The 23,380-nt window shown below is 52.8% G+C and carries 18 protein-coding genes and 1 riboswitch; of the genes, 16 read left to right on the top strand and 2 right to left on the bottom strand.

All coding sequences use genetic code 11. The features are described 5' to 3' along the window. The first annotated feature begins 371 nt into the window (after positions 1–371). The 8 genes from leuA to thiQ all read left to right on the top strand — a co-directional run bounded on the left by leuA (position 372) and on the right by thiQ (position 9,658). The gene (leuA, locus tag BIZ37_RS04565) at positions 372–1,922 is read left to right on the top strand and encodes a 2-isopropylmalate synthase (protein WP_107299607.1); all 1,551 of its coding nucleotides are present in this window, start codon (positions 372–374) and stop codon (positions 1,920–1,922) included. Positions 1,923–1,924: 2 nt separating this feature from the next. Continuing rightward, a complete protein-coding gene (leuB, locus tag BIZ37_RS04560; RefSeq protein WP_187460499.1) occupies positions 1,925–3,013 on the top strand; it encodes a 3-isopropylmalate dehydrogenase in 1,089 nt (362 codons plus the stop codon). 23 nt (positions 3,014–3,036) lie between these two features. After that, entirely contained in the window at positions 3,037–4,470 is a 1,434-nt protein-coding gene (gene leuC, locus BIZ37_RS04555) for a 3-isopropylmalate dehydratase large subunit (protein WP_187460498.1), read from the top strand. Positions 4,471–4,486: 16 nt separating this feature from the next. Next, on the top strand, positions 4,487–5,089 hold the full coding sequence (leuD, locus tag BIZ37_RS04550) for a 3-isopropylmalate dehydratase small subunit (protein WP_187460497.1): 603 nt from the start codon (positions 4,487–4,489) through the stop codon (positions 5,087–5,089). Positions 5,090–5,243: 154 nt separating this feature from the next. After that, entirely contained in the window at positions 5,244–6,026 is a 783-nt protein-coding gene (locus BIZ37_RS04545; RefSeq protein WP_187460496.1) for a DUF547 domain-containing protein, read from the top strand. Positions 6,027–6,117: 91 nt separating this feature from the next. Beyond that, positions 6,118–6,246: riboswitch (TPP riboswitch) on the top strand. Between the two features lie 109 nt (positions 6,247–6,355). Continuing rightward, positions 6,356–7,336: a thiamine ABC transporter substrate binding subunit gene (thiB, locus tag BIZ37_RS04540; protein ID WP_187460495.1), complete on the top strand. Its 981-nt coding sequence runs from the start codon at positions 6,356–6,358 to the stop codon at positions 7,334–7,336. Between the two features lie 37 nt (positions 7,337–7,373). Beyond that, the gene (gene thiP / locus BIZ37_RS04535) at positions 7,374–8,939 is read left to right on the top strand and encodes a thiamine/thiamine pyrophosphate ABC transporter permease ThiP (RefSeq protein ID WP_187460502.1); all 1,566 of its coding nucleotides are present in this window, start codon (positions 7,374–7,376) and stop codon (positions 8,937–8,939) included. Next, positions 8,939–9,658, top strand: a complete 720-nt coding sequence (thiQ, locus tag BIZ37_RS04530; protein WP_187460494.1) for a thiamine ABC transporter ATP-binding protein — start codon at positions 8,939–8,941, stop codon at positions 9,656–9,658. Before thiP ends, thiQ begins: the two co-directional genes overlap by 1 nt. 75 nt (positions 9,659–9,733) lie before the next feature. Here thiQ and BIZ37_RS04525 read toward each other — a convergent pair whose 3' ends face one another. Beyond that, positions 9,734–11,110, bottom strand: coding sequence for a PhoH family protein (locus BIZ37_RS04525; protein WP_187460493.1), 1,377 nt, complete (start codon positions 11,108–11,110; stop codon positions 9,734–9,736). Positions 11,111–11,456: 346 nt separating this feature from the next. On the opposite strand from BIZ37_RS04525, the gene rapA reads away from it, so the two are divergent. From rapA to BIZ37_RS04510, 3 genes are all read left to right on the top strand, one after another. Beyond that, positions 11,457–14,375 carry an RNA polymerase-associated protein RapA gene (gene rapA, locus BIZ37_RS04520; protein ID WP_107299615.1) on the top strand — a complete coding sequence of 973 codons (2,919 nt, stop codon included), beginning with the start codon at positions 11,457–11,459 and terminating at the stop codon, positions 14,373–14,375. A 148-nt stretch (positions 14,376–14,523) separates the two neighbouring features. Next, positions 14,524–15,237 (top strand): bifunctional tRNA pseudouridine(32) synthase/23S rRNA pseudouridine(746) synthase RluA, encoded by a 714-nt coding sequence (gene rluA, locus BIZ37_RS04515; RefSeq protein WP_187460492.1) that lies wholly within the window; start codon positions 14,524–14,526, stop codon positions 15,235–15,237. A gap of 66 nt (positions 15,238–15,303) precedes the next feature. Next, positions 15,304–16,257, top strand: a complete 954-nt coding sequence (locus BIZ37_RS04510; protein ID WP_187460491.1) for a D-2-hydroxyacid dehydrogenase — start codon at positions 15,304–15,306, stop codon at positions 16,255–16,257. Between the two features lie 96 nt (positions 16,258–16,353). On the opposite strand, the gene djlA is transcribed toward BIZ37_RS04510, so the two are convergent. Beyond that, entirely contained in the window at positions 16,354–17,199 is an 846-nt protein-coding gene (djlA, locus tag BIZ37_RS04505) for a co-chaperone DjlA (RefSeq protein ID WP_107299618.1), read from the bottom strand. 200 nt (positions 17,200–17,399) lie between these two features. Between djlA and lptD the strand changes: the two genes are divergently transcribed. The 5 genes from lptD (at position 17,400) to apaG (ending at position 23,380) form a co-directional block, all read left to right on the top strand. Further along, the gene (lptD, locus tag BIZ37_RS04500; RefSeq protein ID WP_187460490.1) at positions 17,400–19,757 is read left to right on the top strand and encodes an LPS assembly protein LptD; all 2,358 of its coding nucleotides are present in this window, start codon (positions 17,400–17,402) and stop codon (positions 19,755–19,757) included. A 64-nt stretch (positions 19,758–19,821) separates the two neighbouring features. Continuing rightward, the gene (gene surA / locus BIZ37_RS04495) at positions 19,822–21,126 is read left to right on the top strand and encodes a peptidylprolyl isomerase SurA (RefSeq protein ID WP_187460489.1); all 1,305 of its coding nucleotides are present in this window, start codon (positions 19,822–19,824) and stop codon (positions 21,124–21,126) included. Beyond that, a complete protein-coding gene (gene pdxA, locus BIZ37_RS04490; protein ID WP_187460488.1) occupies positions 21,113–22,105 on the top strand; it encodes a 4-hydroxythreonine-4-phosphate dehydrogenase PdxA in 993 nt (330 codons plus the stop codon). The genes surA and pdxA overlap by 14 nt, the downstream gene beginning before the upstream one ends. Then, positions 22,102–22,914, top strand: a complete 813-nt coding sequence (gene rsmA, locus BIZ37_RS04485) for a 16S rRNA (adenine(1518)-N(6)/adenine(1519)-N(6))-dimethyltransferase RsmA (RefSeq protein ID WP_187460487.1) — start codon at positions 22,102–22,104, stop codon at positions 22,912–22,914. The genes pdxA and rsmA overlap by 4 nt, the downstream gene beginning before the upstream one ends. 82 nt (positions 22,915–22,996) lie before the next feature. Next, on the top strand, positions 22,997–23,380 hold the full coding sequence (gene apaG / locus BIZ37_RS04480) for a Co2+/Mg2+ efflux protein ApaG (RefSeq protein WP_370577306.1): 384 nt from the start codon (positions 22,997–22,999) through the stop codon (positions 23,378–23,380).

The following is a 23,380-nucleotide window of genomic DNA, read 5'->3' as shown; positions in this document are numbered from 1 at the left end:
CTTAGCAAGCGACCCCGCCATAGCAGCCATGAATACAACTGGTCTGATTTGTCACGATAGCCACGAAATATCAACTGAATAACCAAGAAAAGAAAATAAACATGCAATTTGGGGTTGACGGTCAGCCTGTCTATTTGGTATTCATTTGTTAACCAAGTTTGTGGATATATTTCAATTATGAAAATGCGTTTCTCATCTCTTCTCCTAAGCCTCCTCCTTATCGTGACAAGATCGCGCGGGTAGCTTATGGGTGGGAAACACCACTAAGAATTCAAAAAACCCGCGCAGACTGCGCGGGTTTTTTCTTATACAGGCCAGCGCAAGCGGATGCAGACAACGCCAATAACGGCAGCCAATGAAAGGAAGTAGCAATGAAAGATCAGGTCATCATTTTCGATACCACGTTACGGGACGGTGAACAGGCACTATCCGCCAGCCTAACGGTAAAAGAAAAACTGCAGATCGCTTATGCCCTTGAACGCCTTGGGGTTGACGTTATCGAGGCTGGTTTCCCAGTGTCGTCACCGGGCGATTTCGAGTCGGTCCAGACTATTGCCAAACACATCAAGAACAGCCGGGTCTGTGCCCTATCCCGTGCTGTTGCCAAAGACATTGATGTGGCTGCCGAGTCGCTGAAAGTAGCCGAAGCATTCCGTATCCATACTTTCATCTCGACCTCAACGGTCCACGTACAGGACAAACTGCGCCGCAGCTACGATGACGTGATTGAGATGGGCGTTGCTGCCGTCAAGCGTGCCCGCAACTACACCGACGATGTCGAGTTCTCATGTGAAGATGCCGGCCGTACCCCAATCGACAACCTTTGCCGCATGGTTGAAGCGGCAATCAATGCCGGTGCAACGACCATCAATATTCCAGACACCGTGGGCTATACCTTGCCAAGCGAGTTTGGCGGTATCGTCGGCCAACTGTTCGAGCGCGTACCCAATATCGACAAGGCTATTATCTCGGTGCACTGCCACGACGACCTAGGCATGTCAGTTGCCAACTCGATGGCTGCCGTCCAGGCCGGTGCCCGTCAGGTTGAGGGGACAATCAACGGTATCGGCGAGCGTGCAGGCAACTGTTCGCTGGAAGAGATCGCCATGATCATCAAGACCCGCGCCGAACTACTAGGTGTCCACACCAATATCAAGCACGACGAAATCCACCGTACCAGCAAGATGGTCAGCCAGCTGTGCAACATGCCGGTACAGGCCAACAAGGCAATCGTCGGTGCCAACGCCTTCAGCCACTCTTCCGGTATCCACCAAGATGGTATGCTGAAGAACAAGAACACCTACGAGATCATGACCCCAGAGTCGATTGGTCTTAAGAACCAAGCCCTAAACCTAACATCCCGCTCTGGCCGCGCCGCCGTGAAGAGCCACATGGATACCTTGGGCTACACCGAAAACGAGTACAACCTAGACGAACTATACGCCGACTTCCTGAAACTGGCTGACCGCAAGGGACAGGTCTTCGACTACGATCTGGAAGCCTTGATGCACTTTGCCAACCTGCGCGAAGAAGATGACTTCTTCAAGCTGAACTACCTAAGCGTTCAGTCGGGCAGCGTCATGGCGACCACCAGCATCAAGCTACAATGCGGTGACGAAGAGAAATGCGAAGCCGCTGTCGGTAACGGTCCGGTTGATGCGCTATACCAATGTATCTACCGCCTAACCGGTTACGACATCGTACTGGATAAATTCGACCTTACCGCCAAAGGCGAAGGGGAGGACGGCCTAGGCCAAGCTGACATCATAGCCAACTACAAAGGCCGCAAGTACCACGGTACCGGCTTGGCGACCGACATTGTCGAGGCGTCAGGACAAGCACTACTTCACGTGATCAACAGCATTCATCGCGCCGATCAGATTGCAGAAATTAAACAGAAATCCCAAATGGAGACAGTATAACCATGGCAGGTACATATAAGATTGCCGTTCTACCGGGTGACGGTATTGGCCCAGAAGTAATGCAGCAGGCCCACAAAGTGTTGGATGCTGTACAAGAGAAATTTGGCTTCACCCTAACGTGCAACGAATACGATGTTGGTGGTATTGCCATCGACAACCATGGTTGTCCACTGCCGGAAGCAACACTGAAAGGTTGTGAAGACTCCGATGCGATCCTGTTTGGTTCGGTCGGTGGCCCGAAGTGGGAACACCTTGCGCCGAACGACCAGCCTGAGCGTGGTGCACTGCTACCGCTTCGCAAGCACTTCCAGCTGTTCTGTAACCTGCGCCCGGCACAGATCCACAGTGGCCTGGAAGCCTTCTCGCCACTGCGTGCCGATATCTCCGAGCGCGGCTTCGATATCGTTGTGGTCCGCGAACTAACCGGCGGTATCTACTTCGGCCAGCCGAAAGGCCGTGAAGGCGAAGGTCCGGAAGAGAAAGCGTACGACACCGAAATTTACCACCGCTACGAAATCGAGCGCATCGCCCGCATCGCTTTCGAATCGGCAATGCTACGCAACAAGAACGTATACTCCATCGATAAAGCCAATGTACTGCAGAGCTCTATCCTATGGCGTGAAGTGGTTGAGGAAGTGGCAAAGGACTACCCGGAAGTCGCGCTAAACCACATGTACATCGACAACGCGACCATGCAGTTGATCAAAGACCCGTCGCAGTTCGACGTGATGCTGTGCTCGAACATCTTCGGCGACATCATCTCGGACGAGTGCGCGATGATCACCGGTTCTATGGGTATGCTACCTTCTGCCAGCTTGAACCAAGACAAGTTCGGCATGTACGAGCCAGCAGGCGGCTCGGCACCGGATATCGCGGGCAAGAATATTGCCAACCCAGTCGCACAAATCCTATCTGCAGCCCTGATGCTACGTTACAGCCTGGGTGAAGAGCAGGCGGCACGCGCTATCGAACAAGCGGTATCGCAAGCACTGGAAGCCGGTGAACTCACCGCAGACCTAGCGGGCAACGGCCCGGCACTAAGCACCAGCGAAATGGGCGATAAGATTGCCCAATACGTTCGCCAAGCCTAATCGCAGCAAGGAGCAAACGAGCAATGTCTACAACTAAAGCGCCTCAGACGCTATACGAAAAAATCTACGATGCCCACGTTGCGGTTGCCGCCGAAGGCGAAAACCCGATCCTATATATCGACCGTCACTTGGTACACGAAGTGACGTCACCGCAGGCCTTTGATGGCCTGCGTGAAAAAGGCCGCAAGGTACGCCAGGTCGGCAAAACATTCGCGACCATGGATCACAACGTCTCGACCCAGACCAAGGACATAAAAGCCTCTGGCGAGATGGCCCGTATCCAGATGGAAACCCTTGCCAAGAACTGTGAAGAGTTCGGTGTCACCCTTTACGACCTGAACCACAAATACCAAGGCATCGTCCATGTCATGGGCCCAGAGCTGGGCATTACCCTACCGGGCATGACAATTGTCTGTGGTGACTCGCACACGGCAACCCACGGTGCATTCGGCTCACTGGCCTTCGGTATCGGTACTTCGGAAGTCGAACATGTATTGGCGACCCAGACCCTGAAGCAAGCCCGTGCCAAAACAATGAAAATTGAAGTTAAAGGCAAGGTCGCTGAAGGCATCACCGCCAAAGACATCGTGCTGGCGATCATCGGCAAGACCACTGCAGCCGGTGGTACCGGCCACGTGGTGGAGTTCTGCGGTGAAGCGATCACCGACCTGACCATGGAAGGACGCATGACGGTCTGTAACATGGCTATCGAGCTGGGTGCCAAAGCCGGCCTTATCGCCCCGGACCAAACCACTTTCGACTACATCAAGGATCGTAAATTTTCGCCAGCAGGCGGTGATTTAGAAGCGGCTATCGAATACTGGAAGACACTGAAAACTGACGACGATGCCAAGTTCGATACCGTAGTTACCCTAGAAGCCAAAGACATCAAGCCGCAGGTAACCTGGGGCACTAACCCTGGCCAAGTAATTGCCGTGGACCAACCTATCCCTGCACCAACTGACTTTGCCGATCCGGTCGAGCAAGCGTCTGCAGAAAAAGCATTGGCTTACATGGGCTTGGAAGCGGGTAAAAAACTTTCAGATTTCAACATCGACAAAGTGTTTATCGGCTCTTGCACCAACTCGCGCATCGAAGACATGCGTGCTGCAGCAGCCATTGCCAAAGGCCGCAAGGTTGCTGCCAACGTCCAAGCATTGGTTGTACCGGGTTCGGAGCAAGTTAAAGCCCAGGCTGAGAAAGAAGGGCTGGACAAAATCTTCATCGATGCCGGATTTGAATGGCGCCTACCGGGTTGTTCAATGTGCCTAGCCATGAACAATGACCGCTTGGGCCCAGGTGAGCGCTGCGCATCAACCAGTAACCGTAACTTCGAAGGTCGTCAGGGCCGTGACGGTCGTACTCACCTGGTGAGCCCAGCGATGGCAGCGGCGGCTGCGTGTGCAGGCCACTTTGTTGATATCCGCGAACTAGACAACGTTGCAGTGACGGCTTAAGAGAAGGAACGAGACAATGACAGGATTTAAACAACACACCGGTTTGGTCGTTCCTTTGGATGCCGCCAACGTAGATACCGATGCTATTATCCCCAAGCAGTTTCTGCAGAAAGTGACCCGCACCGGTTTCGGCAAGCACCTATTCCATGACTGGCGCTTCCTCGATGATGCCGGCGAGCAGCCAAATCCAGAGTTTGTGATGAATGCGCCGCGCTATCAGGGTGCCAGCATCTTGCTGGCCCGTGAAAACTTCGGCTGTGGCTCATCCCGTGAACACGCCCCTTGGGCCCTGGCCGATTACGGTATCCAGGTGATGATTGCACCGAGCTTTGCCGATATTTTCTACGGCAACTCGATCAACAACCAGATGGTGCCGGTTCGCCTGACCGAGCAGGAAGTCGATGAGATCTTCCAGTACGTCGAAGCCAGCGAAGGCGCTGAGATCACCGTTGATTTGGAAGCCATGCTGGTAACGGCCAACGGCAAGCATTACAGCTTCGAGATTGACGAGTTCCGCCGCCACTGCCTGCTGAACGGCTTGGACAACATCGGTCTGACCTTGCAGCACGAAGACAAGATTGCCGAATACGAAAGCAAGATCCCGGCGTTCTTGGCCTAACGTTAGAACCGTCTTCGCTAGAAACCGGTAAAAATAACGCCCCAGCCCACTATGGCTGGGGCATTTTTTTGTCTTTTTTGCAATAAACCGGGCTAACAGCAGGTCGTCTAAGCTAAACCCTGTCATCTCTTGGGACCAAGATTAAGGATGTTCTATGCGCTTTTTTGTCAGCCTGCTGTTTCTCATGTTATCGGCCAGCACTTTTGCTGCCCCCAAAGCAGACCTGTGGCCTTACTGGCAGCAATATGCCACTTCCAATTCACAAAAGGTTGATCACAGCCGTTGGCAACGCCTGCTCGATAAATACCTGGTGGTCCAGCCCCAACAAACCTTGTTCCGCTATAACCGGGTATCGGACAGCGACAAGTATGAACTGGACCGTTACCTGCGCGACCTTACCAGGATCAATCCGCACCAACTAGGCCGCAACGAACAGTTTGCTTATTGGGTTAACCTCTACAATGCCCAAACAGTCAAATTGATCCTCGATGAATATCCGGTATCTTCGATTACCAAACTCGGTGGTATCTTCAGCTTTGGCCCCTGGGATGAGCAAGTACTTACCATTAACGGAAAATCGCTATCTCTCAATGATATCGAGCACCGGATTTTGCGCCCGATTTGGCGCGATCCGCGCATTCACTATGTCGTCAACTGTGCCAGCCTGGGTTGCCCGGACCTCCAGCCCGAGGCCTTCACTGCCAGCAACACCGAACGCTTGCTGGAAAAATCAGCCACTCGATTTATCAATAGCCGCAAAGGCGTTAACCCCCAAGGCAGCAAAACCCAGCTCTCGTCGATTTATGAATGGTATGGCAGCGACTTCGGCAACCAGTCACAACTGCAAAAACACATCAACCAATACCGCCAAGGAGCATCAATTACACTTGGCAATGTCAGCTATGATTACAACTGGTCGCTCAATGAAGCCAAATAGCCAGACCGGTATTATGGCTTCATCCAGGGGGCAGTTAGCATAATAGTGCCTTCCTGCTGGCAACCTGTACCCCGTCACATTACAATAACAAGCGTTCTCATTGGGGAGCGCTTGTCTTTGGCCAAATTAGGCCTTGTTACAAGCTGCTGAGATTGCTGCGGCAAGACCCACAGAACCTGATCCAGTTAGTACTGGCGTAGGAATTGAGTTCGCCACGGTAAGCCTTCTTATCTCGCAAAGCCGGCATGATGCCTGCCTTCTGCTCAACCCTGTGCCGCTCGTACGATTATTTTTCCTCTTGCCGGACGCAAGAGCATCAGGAGCGCATAGTGAAAAAATTACTCCCACTTGTTACTTTGGCCGCCATGCCGACACTGGCTGCGGACAACACCTTAACGGTTTACACCTACAGCTCATTCGCCTCTGACTGGGGGCCGGGGCCGGCCATCGAGAAAGCGTTTGAAGCGCAGTGTGAGTGTGATTTGGAGTTCGTGGCGTTGGATGACGGTGTATCCATCCTCAACCGCATCCGTCTTGAGGGCAAGAATACCAAAGCCGATGTGTTACTCGGACTTGATAACAACTTGCTCGACGAAGCTAAGAAAACTGGCTTGCTATCCGAGCACCAGGTGGACACCAGCGAACTCACCTTGCCAAACGGCTGGAGCGATGCCACTTTCGTGCCTTACGACTACGGCTATTTTGCCTTTGTCTATGACAGCACCAAGCTTGAGAATCCGCCGAAAAGCTTGGATGAGTTGGTCAACCGTGATGATCTCTCTATCATCTACCAAGACCCACGCACCTCTACGCCGGGCCAAGGCTTGATGCTGTGGATGAAGTCAGTGTACGGTGACAAGGCAGCACAAGCCTGGCAGCAACTGGCTGACAAGACGGTTACCGTCACCAAAGGTTGGTCTGAGGCCTACAGCATGTTCCTCAAAGGCGAGTCAGATATGGTACTTTCATACACCACCTCACCCGCCTATCACCTGATCGCCGAGCAGGATGACAAATACAAAGCCGCCGATTTTAGCGAAGGCCACTACATGCAGGTCGAAGTAGCGGCAAAACTGAAAAACAGCCCGAACCAAGCACTGGCTGACAAGTTCCTTGCCTTTATCCTAACGCCCGAATTTCAGTCAGTGATCCCAACCGGTAACTGGATGTATCCAGTAACGGATGTCGCCCAGCCAGCCGAGTTCAAGTTACTGACCCTACCGGGTAAATCCCTTGAATTTTCGGCCGAGGATGTTGCCAAGCAACGCCGTAGCTGGGTACGTGAGTGGCAACAGGCATTGACCAAGTAGTAGGCACTCACTTTTGAACACACGCAACACCCAACTGATGCCCGGCCTCATTACCGCCGGGCTTATTCTGTGCCTGGTGATCAGCGCCCTTGCCGCATTGGTCAATGAAGCCAGTACGCTCGATATCGCTTCGCTGTGGAGCGACCCCTACCTGCGCCATATTACTGGTTTTTCCTTTATCCAGGCCTTGCTCTCGACTCTGCTGAGTACCTTACCGGCCATTCCCGTCGCCTACGCACTGTCGCGACGGCAGTTTCCGGGGAAAGCCTTGCTGATGCGGATCTTTGCCATGACCTTGGTATTACCGGTTCTGGTCGCGGTATTCGGCCTATTGGCTATCTACGGTAACAACGGTGTACTGAGCAGCTTTCTGGCGAAGCTAGGGTGGCAGGGCAGTTTTTCCCTCTATGGCCTACAGGGGATCTTGTTGGCCCATGTCTTCCTCAACCTTCCATTGGCAGCGCGACTGTTTGTCCAAAGCCTTGAGGGGATCCCTTTTGAGCAGCACCAACTGGCTACCCACCTTGGCATGTCGAGCTGGCACACCTTTCGTTTTGTCGCCTGGCCGAGGATACGCCAGCAGCTCCCCCACGTCGTAGGGCTCGTCTTTATGCTGTGCTTTACCAGTTTTGCCGTCATCATGGCACTGGGTGGCGGCCCCAAAGCGACAACCATTGAGCTGGCCATCTACCAAGCGCTGCGTTACGACTTTGATCTTGCAGGTGGTGCTATCCTTGCCCTATGGCAGATGCTGCTGTGCTGTAGCCTTGTCTTGCTGAGCCAACGTTTTGCCAAACCCCTGGCCACCTCGAGCCAATCTGTCGCCAACCTGCGCCAGAGCCAGTTCGATTCATTCGCCAGCCGTTGCTGGGACTGGGTATGGATAGGCCTTGCCCTGTTATTGGTGCTTCCCCCCCTGCTTGCGGTCTGCCTTGCGGGCTTCAATAGCCAAACCCTTGCATCACTGGGCAACCCCGGCCTCTGGCAGGCCGTGTTCAATTCACTGCAAATCGCAAGTATTGCTTGTGTGCTGGCCTTAGCTGGCGGCGTGGCGATACTGCTCACCAGTCGGCAATGGCGCCTCCAACATCGCCGTTGGCAGGCCGATGGGCTGGACCTGATTGGCACTATTATCCTGGTCACCCCGGGGTTAGTCCTAAGTACCGGTATCTTCTTATTACTGCGCCAGTTTACCGACGCCTTTGCCGCCGCTTTCTGGGTGGTGGTTGCGGTCAATGCCCTGATGGCCCTGCCGTATGTACTCAAGACCCTGAGCCAGCCAATGCTCCATGTTGCCCAGCAATACGAGCCCTTGTGCCAGAGCCTCGGCATGACCGGGCTATCACGGCTTATGCTGGTAGAGTGGCGAGCCTTGAAAAAGCCCTTTGCCCAATCCTTGGCCATCGGCTTTGTACTGTCACTCGGCGATTTGGGGGCTATCGCACTGTTTGGTAGCCAAGACTTCCAAACCCTGCCGCTCTACCTGTTCCAACTGCTCGGCAGCTACCAAATGGACGCTGCTGCAGTAGCAGCCCTGATCCTGCTCACTCTTAGCCTAGGCTTATTCTCCTTGGTTGAAAAACTGATCATCCGGAATCCATAATGCTTAATCTGCAGCAATTACAACATTGCTTCCACCATCCGAAGCAACCCGGCCAATCGACCCAGCTTTGCTTTGACCTCAGCGTTGAGGCCGGGGATATCGTCGCCCTCGTCGGCCCAAGCGGGGCCGGAAAAAGCACCCTGCTTGCCATGGTTGCCGGCTTCCTTACCCCAGATAGTGGCACGCTCACGGTTAATGGTCAGCCAATCTGCCAACTGCACCCGGCCAACCGCCCGCTCTCTATCTTGTTTCAGGAGCACAATTTGTTTCCGCACCTGAGTGTTTATGAAAACATTGCCCTCGGTTTGAGCCCGGCGTTGAAACTGAACGACGAACAAAAAGAGCACGTAGTAGTTGCAGCGGCAAAAGTGGGATTACAAAACTACCTGGAGCGGTTGCCGGAGCAACTATCCGGCGGCCAGCGCCAGCGGGTAGCATTGGCACGCTGCCTGATCCGCCAGCGCCCATTACTGCTGCTCGACGAACCCTTCTCTGCACTTGACCCAGCATTAAGGAAAGAGATGCTAGAACTGGTCAGAAAGCTTGCCAGGGAGCAGAACACCACAGTACTGATGGTCACCCACAGTCCGGAAGATGCGCTGAAAATTGCCGATAAGTGTGCCTTTATTTATCAAGGCACAGTGAAGGTCTTCGGGCCTTGCCAAGACGTATTAGCCTCACCAAGCGATCCCGCCCTTAAGCGCTATCTTGGCGACTAATACCCCCAGTAATAATTGAAAAGCGAGCCAACCGGCTCGCTTTTGCAAATAGGGAAAGATACAGAACCTATATGGCTATAGGTTTTCCTCGGCAAACTCAGCCAGGCGGCTGCGGACAACGCCATTGAGATAAATGTTGGCACTGCCTTCGAAATTCTTGAAACGCTCGACGATATAGGTCAAGCCCGACGTCACAGGAGACAGGTAACTGGAGTCAATCTGGGCCAGGTTACCCGAACAAACTAGCTTGGTGCCCTCCCCACAACGGGTGATGATGGTTTTAATCTGGGAGGCGGTGAGGTTCTGGCACTCATCCAGCAATACAAATGCATTTTGGATAGAACGCCCGCGCATAAAGTTAATTGATTTAAATTGAATATTGGCCTTGTCGAAGATGTACTTCATCGATCCGTCGGTACACACATCGTTTTTGTGTAATGCCTCCATAGTATCGGTCACCGCAGCGAGCCAAGGCATCATCTTCTCCTCCTCGGTACCCGGTAGGAAACCGATAGACTCTGCGATTTCTGGGGTATTTCGGGTCACGATGATCTTGTCATACATGCCTTTTTCGATCACTTGCTCCAATGCCGCCGCCATGGCCAGGATGGTTTTACCACACCCGGCAGGCCCGGTTAGGATCACCAGGTCAATCTTCGGATCCATAAGGGCATCGAGAGCCATTCCCTGGTAGATATTTTTCGGGTGGATCCCCCATGCCTGTTTGCTCAGCAACCGTTCATGTCCGATGTCTTTCATGGTTAGGGTTTCCCCATCAATAGACTGGACCCGACCGGCAAAATCACTATCCTCATCAATTAAGTACTGGTTGATAAACGGTGCCTCAAACAATTCTGAAGGCAGGGTATGGACAGTCGAGCGACCTTTTTTCTCCGAATAACACTCACCGACACGTTCCCAGAAGTTTCCACTGAATTGGTAGAACCCTTTGGTCAGCATTTTGACATCATCAATCAACTGATCGGAACGGTAGTCATCGACATAATAGACACCGGCCCCTTTGGCGCGCAGCCGCATATTGATGTCTTTCGTGATCAGCACCACGTCACGCGGCGCATAATGGGACTGGAGAAATAACACGCCATTGAGGATACGGTTGTCTCCTGCCTTGTCAGCAAAAGCGTGGACCGTTTCAGTCACCTCATAATCAGCAAAAATAGAAACCTTACCTAACTCACCTCCTTGTGGGCTTAGCGGGATCCCCTCGGCAATTTGCTCAGGGGTGGCATCGCGGAAAATATCTTCCAAGGCTCGGATAGCAACACGGGCATCACGTGACACATCACGTTTGCTGTCCTTGATACGATCGAGCTCTTCAAGCACCGTCATCGGGATGACGACATCATGCTCTTTGAAAGAATAAACAGCGAGGGGTTCATGAAGTAGTATATTGGTGTCGAGAACGAAAACTTTCCTACCAACTTCATCCATAGGTACCTCCTTGGTAACAAAACGGTGGTTGTCCCACCTGAGTATTTCCTGTGCCCGAATTAACGGGGTAGTTACTATTAAAGACCGGAGATAATTAAATAAATGTGACAGTTACAGTTTGGTACTTTCTTGTCATATTGACCGTGACCTTGCTCACGGCATGCAGTAACATTACTCCCCTTTTTTACCGGTGCGATTACTGGCTACACTTATATACCAATACGCGCTGCCAATGGCAGGTGATGGATACCATCTAGTACGTATTACTTTGAGTGTAGTTCAAAAATGCAGGCGCATCGGCTTCGCATTTTCCTTGATTTCAAATAATTAGAAGGTTTTAACCACTATGCCATTTGCTTTGGGTCAACGTTGGATCAGTGATACTGAAAGTGATCTGGGTCTAGGTACGGTCGTGGCTGTCGATGCCAGGACCGTGACTCTAATGTTCTCTGCCAGTGAAGAGAACCGCCTTTATGCTCGCAACGACGCTCCAGTGACCCGTGTAATGTTCAATGTCGGTGATGTGGTTGAAAGCCATGACGGCTGGTCGCTCAAGGTCGAGCAGGTCGATGAAACCGGCGGCGTCTTTACCTATATCGGTACCCGTACCGATACCGGCGAGGAGCATGTCGCACTGCGCGAAATTTTCCTCAGCAACCAAATCCGCTTCAACAAACCGCAAGACAAGATGTTTGCCGGTCAGATTGACCGTATGGACCGCTTTGCGTTGCGCTACCGTGCCCTGAAAAACCAGTACGAGCAGCACAAGAGCCCACTACGCGGTCTATGCGGTATGCGTGCCGGCTTGATCCCGCACCAACTTTATATCGCCCATGAAGTCGGTCGCCGTTACGCACCGCGCGTTCTGCTTGCCGATGAAGTTGGCCTCGGTAAGACTATCGAAGCCGGTATGATCATCCACCAGCAAGTTCTGTCTGGCCGTGCCGAGCGTATCCTGATCTTGGTACCTGAGACGCTGCAGCACCAGTGGCTGGTCGAGATGATGCGCCGTTTCAACCTACACTTCTCGATTTTCGACGAAGAGCGTTGTGTCGAGGCATTTGCAGATTCTGCCAACCCCTTCGACACCGCCCAGTACGTGCTGTGTTCGCTGGACTTCCTGCGCAAGAGCCGCCGCCGTTTCGAACAGGCACTGGATGCTGATTGGGACCTGTTGGTTGTCGACGAAGCTCACCACCTTGAGTGGAGCGAAGACAAGCCGAGCCGCCAGTACCAGGTAGTGGAAGAGCTTGCCGAAAAAGCACCGGGCGTATTGCTGCTTACTGCAACCCCAGAGCAATTAGGCCATGAAAGCCACTTTGCCCGCCTGCGCCTGCTTGACCCAGATCGCTTCTACGATTACGAAGCCTTTGTCGAAGAAGAGCGCCAGTACGCTCCGGTTGCCGATGCGGTCTCGCGCCTGCTCTCTGGCGAAAAACTGGATGACGATGCCAAGAACACCTTGGTTGAGCTACTGCCAGAGCAGGATATCGAGCCGATGCTACGTATTATCGAAGCCGGTGACATCGACCCAGAGCAACAGCAAACCGTTCGCCACGAGCTTATCGACAACCTGATGGACCGTCACGGTACCGGTCGCGTATTGTTCCGTAACACCCGTGCAGCGATCAAAGGTTTCCCGCAGCGACACCTCAATATGTACCCGCTGGCACTACCAACCCAGTACCAAACCGCAATGCGTGTTGCCGGAATGATGGGTGGCAAGATGAGCGTGGAGCAAAAAGCCTTCAAGCTGCTGTATCCGGAAGATATCTACCAGGAATTCGAAGGCGACTCTGCCACCTGGTGGCAGTTCGACCCACGCGTCAACTGGTTGCTGGATATGCTAAAAGCCAACCGCCAGGAAAAAGTGCTGGTGATCTGCTCTCGTGCCCAAACCGCGCTTATCCTTGAGCAAGCCCTGCGTGAACGTGAGGGGATCCGTGCCACCGTGTTCCACGAAGGCATGTCGATCATCGAGCGTGACAAGGCGGCAGCTTACTTCGCCCAGGAAGAAGACGGTGCCCAGGTTCTGCTGTGTTCTGAAATTGGCTCTGAAGGGCGCAACTTCCAGTTTGCCAACCAGTTGGTGATGTTCGACCTGCCAAACAACCCGGATCTGCTGGAACAACGTATCGGCCGCCTTGACCGTATCGGCCAGAAACGTGATATCGAAATTCATGTCCCGCACCTTCAGGGCACCTCGCAAGCCCTGCTGGCTCGCTGGTACAACGAAGGCCTTAACGCCTTTGAAGAAACCTGTCCGACCGGCCGTGCTGTGTACGATGCCTTCAGCAGCAATTTGCTGGAACTACTGGCCAGTGACAAACCTGATGGCGAGCAACTCGATGAACTCATCGAACAAAGTGCAGCAATGCACAATGAGCTCAAGGGCAAGTTGGAGCAAGGCCGTGACCGCCTGCTGGAAATCCATTCCAACGGCGGCGCTGATGCGCAGCAGTTGGTTGAAGAGATCAGCGGTAAAGATGGCGATACCAACCTGGTAACCTTTGCCCTTGGCCTGTTTGACACTATTGGCCTTAACCAGGACGACAAAGGCGAAAACGCCATCGTGGTGACACCATCGGAGCACATGATGGTCGCGAGCTACCCTGGCCTACCTTACGACGGTTGTACCATCACATTCGACCGTGACACCGCACTGTCACGTGAAGATCTGCACTTCATCAGTTGGGAACACCCGATGATCCAGGGTGGTATTGACCTGCTACTGTCCGAAGGCGTAGGTACCACAGCGGTATCACTGCTGAAGAACAAGGCGCTACCAGCCGGTACCCTGCTGCTGGAACTCGTTTATGTAGTGGATGCGCAGGCACCGAAGCAATCGGGTATCGGCCGCTTCCTGCCAAAAACACCAATTCGTATCCTACTTGATGCCAAAGGCAACAACCTGTCGGCCAAAGTAGAATTCGAAGGCTTCAACCGCCAATTGAGCCCGGTCAACCGCCACCTTGGCAGCAAACTGGTTAACTCGGTGCAGAAAGACATTCACACCTTGATCGAAAGCGCCGAGCAAGTGGTATCCAGTGAACTGGTGACTATCCGTGATGCAGCCCAAGCCGAAATGGAAGCAACACTGCGTGCTGAGCTTGATCGCCTGCAGGCACTGAAAGCGGTGAACCCAAATATCCGTGATGACGAACTAGAGCTAATAGAAAACCAAATCGAAGAGCTGACAGGCTACATCGCCAAAGCGCAAATCCAACTGGACTCACTGCGTTTGATTGTCGTTAGCCACGGCTAAACTAACCTTACCGTCACTGCCAACCAAGCCGCCTTTTCGGGCGGCTTTTTTACACCCACAGATTTACTATCAAGGATATTGCCTTATTGGCAATTGTTGATATTATCGCCGCCTTCCCGTTTCACGGACCTTTTCGCAGATCAAAGCTATGAGCACACTGCCAGAAATAGACTATAACCCACCCAAGGATCCTTGGCTGGATATCCTTTATCAGGACGAAGACATTATTGCGGTGAACAAGCCATCGGGCATGCTCTCTAACCCTGGCCGTGACCCAGCCTTTTATGACAGCATCTGGTCACGAGTCCGGGCCGATTATCCCGATTCGCACCTGATCCACCGCCTTGATATGGCAACCTCTGGACTCATTATCCTCGCCCTCAACAAGCAGGCTGAGCGCAACCTCAAAATCCAGTTTCAGGAGCGCCGAACCGAAAAGGTTTATTACGCCCGGGCATTTGGGGAAATAGCCTTGGATAACGGTACTGTCGACCTACCGCTGATCTGCGATTGGCCGAACCGGCCAAAGCAAAAAGTCTGCTTTGACGATGGCAAGCCTTCGGTCACCCATTATCAGGTGCTTGAGAGAAGTGAAAACACCAGCTTAGTGCGCCTGCGTCCCATCACAGGCCGCTCGCATCAGTTGCGGGTTCACCTGCTCGCCCTGGGTCATCCTATTCTCGGTGATGGCTTCTATGCCCACCCAGAGGCCAAGGCGATGGCACCGCGCCTGCAACTCCATGCCGCAGAGCTGAGTTTCTTCCATCCGCGCAGTGGTGAACCGATGCACCTGTTTGCGCCTTGTGAGTTCTTTACCAGCGCACTACAAAAGACCCTACCGGATCACTATTCCAAGCCTTAGGGCTTGAGTTGGCTGTCGAGGATAGTGTGTACTGGTCACACTATCCTCGAACCAATATTGACAGCCATGGAACAGATTGTTTTTCTCGACCGCGACACGATACCGGCCCATATCACCATTCCTTCCCCTAGCTTTGAACACCAATGGGCAGAGTATCCATCCACCAGCCCCGAGCAAGTTCTCGAAAGATTGGAAAATGCGACGATTGCCATCACCAACAAAGTCGTCCTTGATGCAGGCACCTTGGCAAAATTACCCAAACTCAGAATGATTGCTATTGCCGCCACCGGTACCAACAATGTCGACCTCACCTACTGCCGGGAGTATGGCATCACAGTGAGCAATATCCGTGGTTACGCGGTGGATTCAGTACCTGAACATGCCATTGCCATGATGTTTGCCCTGCGGCGCAACCTGCTAGGCTACCATCAGGATATCCAGCAAGGCGTATGGCAAGAGAAGAAGCAGTTTTGTTTTTTCACCCACCCAATCAATGATATCCGCGGGGCAACACTAGGGCTTATTGGCAGCGGTGGTTTGGGACAGGCAATGGCAACACTAGGCCGCGCACTGGGAATGAAAGTCATCTTTGCCGAGAGAAAAGGCGCTGGGACCTGCCGCGAGGGCTACCTGCCATTCAATGAAGTCCTGGCACAGGCCGATGTGCTGAGCCTGCACTGCCCACTGACAAGCGAGACACACAACCTGATTGGCAGTGACGAACTGGCACAAATGAAAGATAGCGCAATAGTGATCAACACCGGCCGCGGTGGCTTGGTCAACGAACAGGCCCTGGTCGATGCCCTGCGCAGCGGCGACATCGCCGGCGCCGGGTGCGACGTATTTACTGAAGAGCCAGCCGGCGGTGACAGCCCGCTAATTGCCAATAGCGACTTGCCTAACCTACTGCTCACCCCGCATGTAGCCTGGGGTTCGGACAGTGCCATCCAAACCCTCGCCAACCAACTCATCGACAATATCAATGCGTTTGCGGCAGGTGAGCCGAAGAACGTCGTTTAGGGGCTCGGGAGCAAAATAACAAAAAACCCACACAGTCAACTGTGTGGGTTTTGCTTTTCCTCAAGCCCCGGGCCCGCTTTTCCTGGGACCAAGTCCCTACTTAAACCCCTTCTCCTTGCGGATCAGATCATAAGCGGCCTGAAGCTCCTGTGTCTTCTGCTTGGCCAGCTCCATCATCTCCGGCGGTAGGCCTTTGGCAGCTAGCTTGTCCGGATGGTGTTCGTTCATCTGCTTGCGATAAGCACGTTTGAGCTCTTGTGCAGAAGCTGTTTCCGGCACCCCAATCAACTCAAATGCATCAGCCAACTGGTCTTTGGTCGGTGCTTGTCGGAAACCACCACCCTGTTGCTGGTACTGCTGGTGGAACCCACCTTGCTGGAAACGGAACGCGGCCTCTTGCATATGCAGTCGCTGCTCCAACTGCTGGGCAGAAAAGCCCAGGATACGCGCGATCACGTGCAGTAATTTGCGCTCGCTAGGGTGTAGCGAGCCATCTGCAAAGGCCGCCTGAATCTGCAGTTCAAGGAAAAACTGCAACAGATCTGCTCTACCAGCACTTCCTTGGCGAACCCGCATTAGGGTCTCTTCAAGCGGAAAATGCTCTTCCTTACCTTCACGGAACGCTTCTTGGGCTTGACGGCGGGACTCGCCCTGCAAGCCCATTCGATCCATATACACGCTGGCTACACGTATCTCTTCTTCGGTGACCCGCCCTTTGGCTTTTGCCACATGCCCCATCACCGCAAACGCGGCATAGAAAAAGGCAGCTTGATTCTCTGCTGAGCTCTGCCCACCGGAAAAACCGCCAAATCCTCCACCGTAATAAATTTTTGCACGTGCTTTATCGAACTTATGGCCCAAAAAGAGACCTAACAACAAACCAAACGGCCCGCCAAGGAGGAAGCCAAAAAATGCCCCAAGTATTTTGCCCCAAACCTGCATTCGCTACTCTCTGGTAATTTGCTAAATTTAGAAATATTTCCCATGCATTACACCCGATAGCAAAAGCCAAAAAATGAGCCAAAAGATGCCGTCGGATAGAATTTGCATTATCATAGCTGGCATTTACTGGGAAAGCTTGTCAAAACCCAGTCAACAATAACAAATGCGCTAAAAACTTTATTACAGGAACGTTTAGTTAGATGTCATCTACTTCCCGCAGCTTACTGGCGACCATGATCAGCCTGGCACTTTTCGGCCCGACGGTGGCTTACGCAAACCAAGCCGCCCCAGAGAAAGCCAATGGCGACTCTGCGGTCAGTGATGGAACTGACGAACTGGCCATGGTGCGTGGTACGTGTATTGCTCCAGAGCAAATGCCGGCCGATCCTAATAACGAACCCATCAAAGTCACCGCCGACCAAGCAGAAGCCCTGAATAACCAAAGTGTTACCTACACCGGTGATGTCATAGTCCGTCAGGGAAACCGAACCGTTGTCGCTGATGTTGCGACCCTTGAGCAGCCATCAAATAATGTGACGGCCGAAGGTAACGTCTACTTCCATGACGGTACCATTGAGGTTTACTCCGATCGTATCCAGAGTAATTTGGATACCGAAGACTCACAGATGGACAATGCGGTCTATAACATGACCTGTGAAGCTGGTCGCGGGGAAGCTGAGCGTGTGACCAAAAACGGGATTTCTTACTACCGCTTGAAAAACGGTACGTATACGACATGTCCACCGGGTGACAAGAGCTGGCAATTTTCAGCTTCCAGTATCGAGCGCGAAGCAGACTCCCCCTTTGCCGACCTCTACAATGCCCGTTTCGAAGTGGCCGATGTGCCAGTATTCTATATGCCGTACCTTAGGGTACCCGTTGGTGATGAGCGCCTGACAGGTTTCCTGTACCCTTCTGTCAGCTACGGTTCCCGTGATGGTTTCGAGCTTGAAACCCCTTTCTACTGGAACATCGCGCCCAACTACGACATGACCATTACGCCGAAGTACATGAGCAACCGGGGTTTGCAGCTCAACTCCAAGTTCCGCTACTTAACCGAACTCGGCACGGGCCAATTGGAAGGGGAGTATCTTGGCAACGACAAAGAAGCATCAGCCGGTGATAGGGACACCCGCTGGGGCTTTAACTGGACCCATAACGGCCGATATAACCAGCACTGGTTGTTCGAGGTAGACTACAGCAAGGTCAGCGACCCAACTTACTTTGAAGATATCGATTCCAGCATAGGTAACCGTGAAGACAGTAACCTGCTGCAAACCGGTTCTGTGTCCTACCGCGATACCTACTGGGATTCAACATTGCGCGTCAGGAACTTCCAACCACTGACGACAACCGGACTGTCCTCAAACTACCGCTTGATGCCACAGGTCGAAGTCAACTACTACCGGGATGACATGCCCTATGGGCTAGACTTCCACCTTAACAGCCATGTAAGCCGGTTTGAAAATGATGATTCCTCAAAGCCTGAAGCAGACAGGGTACACCTTGAGCCAACCCTGACCTTGCCATATGCCACCCCATGGTGGTCGGTGACCAGCGAAGCCAAGCTGATGTATACCTATTACAATCAGGATTTTGACCCTGGCACAAACCCTGAACTGTCAGAAACGGCCTCTCGCACAGTACCGAGTATCCGTATCCACAGTGGGCTATACCTCGAGCGAGATACCCTGATATGGGGCGATAGCTATACTCAGAGTTTAGAGCCTCAGATTCAGTACCTGTATGTCAGAGACGTTGAACAAGACGATATCTTCGCGTCCTACGATACCACCTTGATGCAAACCGATTACTACGGCTTATTCCGCGACAAACGCTATTCCAGTGTTGACCGTATTGCCGCGGCTAACCAGTTTACTGTCGGGGCCTCGACCCGTTACTTTGACAGCAACTTTGTTGAACGCTTCAACTTATCTGTTGGCCAGATATTCTATATCAATGATTCAGGCCGCAACCTAGATACAAGTGACGAAACCAGCCCTAACTACTCAGCCACTGCCCTGGAGTCAGATTTCAATTACGATGACTGGCTATTCTTCCACGGCGGTTTGCAGTACGACGCCAGTAAAAAAGATCTCCAGTTTGCCAACGGGGCAATTGAGTACCGTGAAGGTGGCACTTATAGCCAACTTAACTATCGCTACATTTCCAAAGAGTACCTGTTGGAAAATATTCAGGACCCTGACAGCCTAAACAGCTACACAGAGGATGGTATTTCGCAGCTTGGCTTTTCGACGGGGTTTCCTATCTATGATGGGGTCACCCTTACCGGTGATTATTATCACGACCTGACCGAAAACCAAATGCTGGAAGGACAAATCAGCCTCAACTTCCGTACAGCTTGCTGGATGATCAGCCTTGGCTATAACGAATACCTGAAAACAAGGGCGAATGTAACGAGTAGCCCTGCTGAATATGAACAAAACTTCAGTATCTCATTCAGCTTGCTGGGCTTAGCGGGTGTTCCGGCAATTGGCTCTTCAAGTGGCAGTGGTAACGCCATTAGCTACGGCCGTCCTTTCTACCTTAATAATTAATAGATGGAAGGGGCAGCCCTTCCAGCCAAGATTTAACGCGCTTTGCGCCAGATGGAAACAGATTATGAAAAATTGGAAGTCTAGCTTGCTCGGTATTGCACTACTGGGCCTTTCTGCCGGCACCGTTGCCGCCCCCCAAGAGCTCAATCGTATTGTTACGATCGTCAACGACAGCGTGATCCTACAGAGCGACGTCGACGCCATGCTAAAAACGGTCCGTATGAATGCCGCTGGGCAAAACCAGCCTCTGCCGCCGGATGATGTGCTGATCAGCCAGATCATGGACCAATTGGTCATGGAGACCCTGCAACTCCAGCAAGCTGCACAGTTCGGGATCCGGATTGACGACAACCGCCTTGATCAGGCGATCAATCAGATGGCTGCCGAGCAACAGATGACCGTTGGCCAATTGCAGCAGATGCTGACAGCCAATGGCATCAGCTTCTCGATTTTCCGTGAGCAAATGCGCCGCGACATGACAGCGAGCGAAGCCCGTACCATCCAGGTCCGCCGCCGGATCAACATCTTGCCGCAGGAAGTGGAAACCCTAGCAGACCAACTCAGCCAGCAAGAGCAGCAAGGCGTTCGCTACAACATCAGCCACATCCAGTTGCGTGTTGAAGAAGGGGCAAGCTCTGTCGAGCGTGACGAAGTCGCCAAGGAAGCCCAGCAACTGGTCAATGAGCTAAAAGACGGTGCTGACTTTGCCAACTTAGCTTACAGCTACTCAAAAGGGCCAAAAGCATTACAAGGCGGTGAGTGGGGCTGGATGCGCAAAGAAGAAATGCCAACCATCTTTGCCGACCAAATCCAATCTCAGGGTACCGGTGCCATTGTCGGGCCTTTCCGCAGCGGTGTGGGTTACCACATCCTAAAAATCAATCAGGTTGATGGCCTAGAAACGGTATCGGTTACTGAAGTTAACGCCCGTCATATTTTGGTGACAACTTCGGTTATCCTCAGCGATGAAGGTGCCAAAGAGCAACTAGAGCAGGCCCGCCGCTCTATTTTGGCCGGTGAACGCAGCTTTGCAGATGCCGCCCAGGCACTAAGTGCCGATCCGGGCTCTGCCGCAAACGGTGGTGAACTGGGCTGGCAGACACCAGATCTGTATGTTCCTGAGTTCAAGGAAAAAGTAGAGACACTGCCAGAAGGTATGATCAGCGAACCATTCAAGACGGTACATGGCTGGCATATTGTTGAAGTTCTCGACCGCCGCGATGTCGACCGTACCGATGCCGCTGTGAAGAACCGTGCCTACCGCATCCTGTTCAGCCGTAAATTCAACGAAGAAGCTCAGGCCTGGTTGCAGGAACTGCGTGCTGAAGCCTTTATCGAACAACCGGAACGTGCCGATGACCAAGGTTAAACGTATTGCTATCACCCCGGGCGAGCCTGCTGGTATTGGCCCGGATTTGGTGCTTGCCCTTGCCCAACAGGACTGGCCGCACCAACTTGTTATTTGTGCTAACGCCCAGCTTATGGTAGAACGTGCAGCCCAACTCGGGTTGCCGTTGGCTGTCAAAGCCTATGACCCTAGTCAAGTTGCCGAGCCTCACCAGGCTGGCACCTTGGTCATTGCCGATCTCCCTCTGGCAGCCACTGTGGAGGCCGGCACGCTCAACGAGCAAAACGGCCACTATGTACTCCATACTCTGGAACGGGCAGCTGAAGGGTGTATGAACGGTGAGTTTGCCGCCGTCGTTACCGGCCCGGTCCATAAAGGGGTTATCAACCGAGCTGGGGTATCATTCAGCGGGCATACCGAGTTTTTTGCCCAGCAATCCAATACAGCCCAGGTCGTTATGATGCTGGCTACCGAAGGGTTGCGGGTGGCTTTGGTGACAACCCATATCCCTTTGTCATGTGTATCAAAGGCCGTCACCGAAGAGCGGCTACAGCAGGTTATTCGTATCCTGCATGCTGATCTTGTCAGCAAGTTTGGCATCGCTGAACCTAAAATTTATATCTGTGGTTTAAACCCACACGCTGGCGAAGATGGTTGCCTGGGCACCGAGGAGATCGATGTGATCAGCCCGGCCCTGGAACAACTCCGCCAACAGGAAGGTATGGATCTGATTGGCCCACTGCCAGCAGATACTATCTTCCAAGAAAAATATCTGGCCGATGCCGATACGGTACTGGCTATGTATCACGATCAAGGGCTACCAGTGCTGAAATTCAAAGGCTTTGGTAAATCCGTCAACATTACGTTAGGCCTGCCCTTCATCAGAACTTCAGTAGATCATGGTACCGCACTGGAACTCGCCGGTACTGGACAGGCGGACACGGGTAGCCTTTGGACAGCGCTATCACACGCCCTCGAATTGGTAGAAAAACAAGCATGAGCAGCGATCAAGTCCACCTAGGTCACCGCGCCCGAAAGCGCTTTGGCCAGAACTTTTTGAACGACCCTTACATCATTGACGGCATTGTATCTGCCATCAACCCTCGACCGGGCCAAAACCTGGTTGAAATCGGCCCAGGCCTTGGTGCAATCACCGAGCCGGTGGGCAAAATGGTTGACAAGTTTACGGTTATCGAACTTGACCGTGACCTGGCCGAGCGTCTTCGTAACCACCCGGATCTGGCTGACAAGCTGACTATCCACGAAGGTGATGCGATGCGTTTCGACTTCACGCAGCTACTTAAAGAAAACAACAAGCTGCGTATTTTCGGTAACCTACCGTACAACATCTCTACGCCGCTGATCTTCCACCTGCTGTCATTCCACGAGCACGTTGAAGACATGCACTTCATGCTGCAAAAAGAAGTCGTCAACCGCCTGGCAGCGGGCCCAGGTAGTAAGGCTTACGGCCGTTTGACCGTGATGACCCAGTACTACTGCCGTGTCATGCCTGTTCTGGAAGTGCCGCCTGAGTCATTCAAGCCAGCACCTAAGGTTGACTCAGCCGTTGTACGCCTAACGCCATATGAAACCTTGCCACATCCATGTACTAACCTTAAGTGGTTGGACCGTGTTTGCCGTGAAGGCTTCAACCAGCGCCGCAAAACCATCCGCAACTGCTACAAGGCCCTGCTAACAGGCGAACAACTGGAAGCCCTTGGGATCAACCCAAGCATGCGTCCGGAAAACCTGACGCTAGAACAGTTTGTCGGTATGGCAAACTGGCTGGATGCAAACCATACCAAGTAAGCTTGCGTTCGCCAGTGACATTGATAGAACTACCGGCCCGGTTCACCGTGCCGGTAGCTTGCCAAGGAAAGGAAGCATAACAATGACAATGAACGTAACGCCAACCATCAAATGCCGAGTCGTCACCCATTACATAGAAGACCAATCCGAGCCTGACAACCAGCGCTATGTCTTTTCCTACACCATCACCATCGCCAATTTGGGAGCAGGCCAAGCCCAGTTGCTCAGCAGGCGCTGGCTGATCACCGATGCCAACGGCAAAAAGTTGGTCATTGAAGGTGAGGGGGTTGTCGGTGAGCAACCGACTATTCCGGCCAATGAAGAATACACTTACACCAGCGGTACCATCATTGAAACACCACTAGGGGTGATGCAGGGACATTACGTCATGGTCAATGAAAACGGTGACGAGTTTGTCGCCGAGATCTCCCCCTTCCGCTTGTCAGTACCCAACATACTCCACTAA

It is taken from the genome of Photobacterium sp. BZF1, from assembly GCF_014349205.1.
GTDB lineage: Bacteria > Pseudomonadota > Gammaproteobacteria > Enterobacterales > Vibrionaceae > Photobacterium.
The sequence above is the reverse complement of the archived record's forward strand: the minus strand, read 5'-3'. Positions and strand labels throughout refer to the sequence as shown.

What these genes read in the sequence shown, in the direction of transcription:
- leuA (WP_107299607.1), top strand. Translation starts at nt 372, where the DNA reads ATGAAAGATCAGGTCATCATTTTCGATACCACGTTACGGGACGGTGAA.
- leuB (WP_187460499.1), top strand. Translation starts at nt 1,925, where the DNA reads ATGGCAGGTACATATAAGATTGCCGTTCTACCGGGTGACGGTATTGGC.
- leuC (WP_187460498.1), top strand. Translation starts at nt 3,037, where the DNA reads ATGTCTACAACTAAAGCGCCTCAGACGCTATACGAAAAAATCTACGAT.
- leuD (WP_187460497.1), top strand. Translation starts at nt 4,487, where the DNA reads ATGACAGGATTTAAACAACACACCGGTTTGGTCGTTCCTTTGGATGCC.
- BIZ37_RS04545 (WP_187460496.1), top strand. Translation starts at nt 5,244, where the DNA reads ATGCGCTTTTTTGTCAGCCTGCTGTTTCTCATGTTATCGGCCAGCACT.
- thiP (WP_187460502.1), top strand. Translation starts at nt 7,374, where the DNA reads ATGCCCGGCCTCATTACCGCCGGGCTTATTCTGTGCCTGGTGATCAGC.
- thiQ (WP_187460494.1), top strand. Translation starts at nt 8,939, where the DNA reads ATGCTTAATCTGCAGCAATTACAACATTGCTTCCACCATCCGAAGCAA.
- BIZ37_RS04525 (WP_187460493.1), bottom strand. Translation starts at nt 11,110, where the DNA reads ATGGATGAAGTTGGTAGGAAAGTTTTCGTTCTCGACACCAATATACTA.
- rapA (WP_107299615.1), top strand. Translation starts at nt 11,457, where the DNA reads ATGCCATTTGCTTTGGGTCAACGTTGGATCAGTGATACTGAAAGTGAT.
- rluA (WP_187460492.1), top strand. Translation starts at nt 14,524, where the DNA reads ATGAGCACACTGCCAGAAATAGACTATAACCCACCCAAGGATCCTTGG.
- BIZ37_RS04510 (WP_187460491.1), top strand. Translation starts at nt 15,304, where the DNA reads ATGGAACAGATTGTTTTTCTCGACCGCGACACGATACCGGCCCATATC.
- djlA (WP_107299618.1), bottom strand. Translation starts at nt 17,199, where the DNA reads ATGCAGGTTTGGGGCAAAATACTTGGGGCATTTTTTGGCTTCCTCCTT.
- lptD (WP_187460490.1), top strand. Translation starts at nt 17,400, where the DNA reads ATGTCATCTACTTCCCGCAGCTTACTGGCGACCATGATCAGCCTGGCA.
- surA (WP_187460489.1), top strand. Translation starts at nt 19,822, where the DNA reads ATGAAAAATTGGAAGTCTAGCTTGCTCGGTATTGCACTACTGGGCCTT.
- pdxA (WP_187460488.1), top strand. Translation starts at nt 21,113, where the DNA reads ATGACCAAGGTTAAACGTATTGCTATCACCCCGGGCGAGCCTGCTGGT.
- rsmA (WP_187460487.1), top strand. Translation starts at nt 22,102, where the DNA reads ATGAGCAGCGATCAAGTCCACCTAGGTCACCGCGCCCGAAAGCGCTTT.
- apaG (WP_370577306.1), top strand. Translation starts at nt 22,997, where the DNA reads ATGACAATGAACGTAACGCCAACCATCAAATGCCGAGTCGTCACCCAT.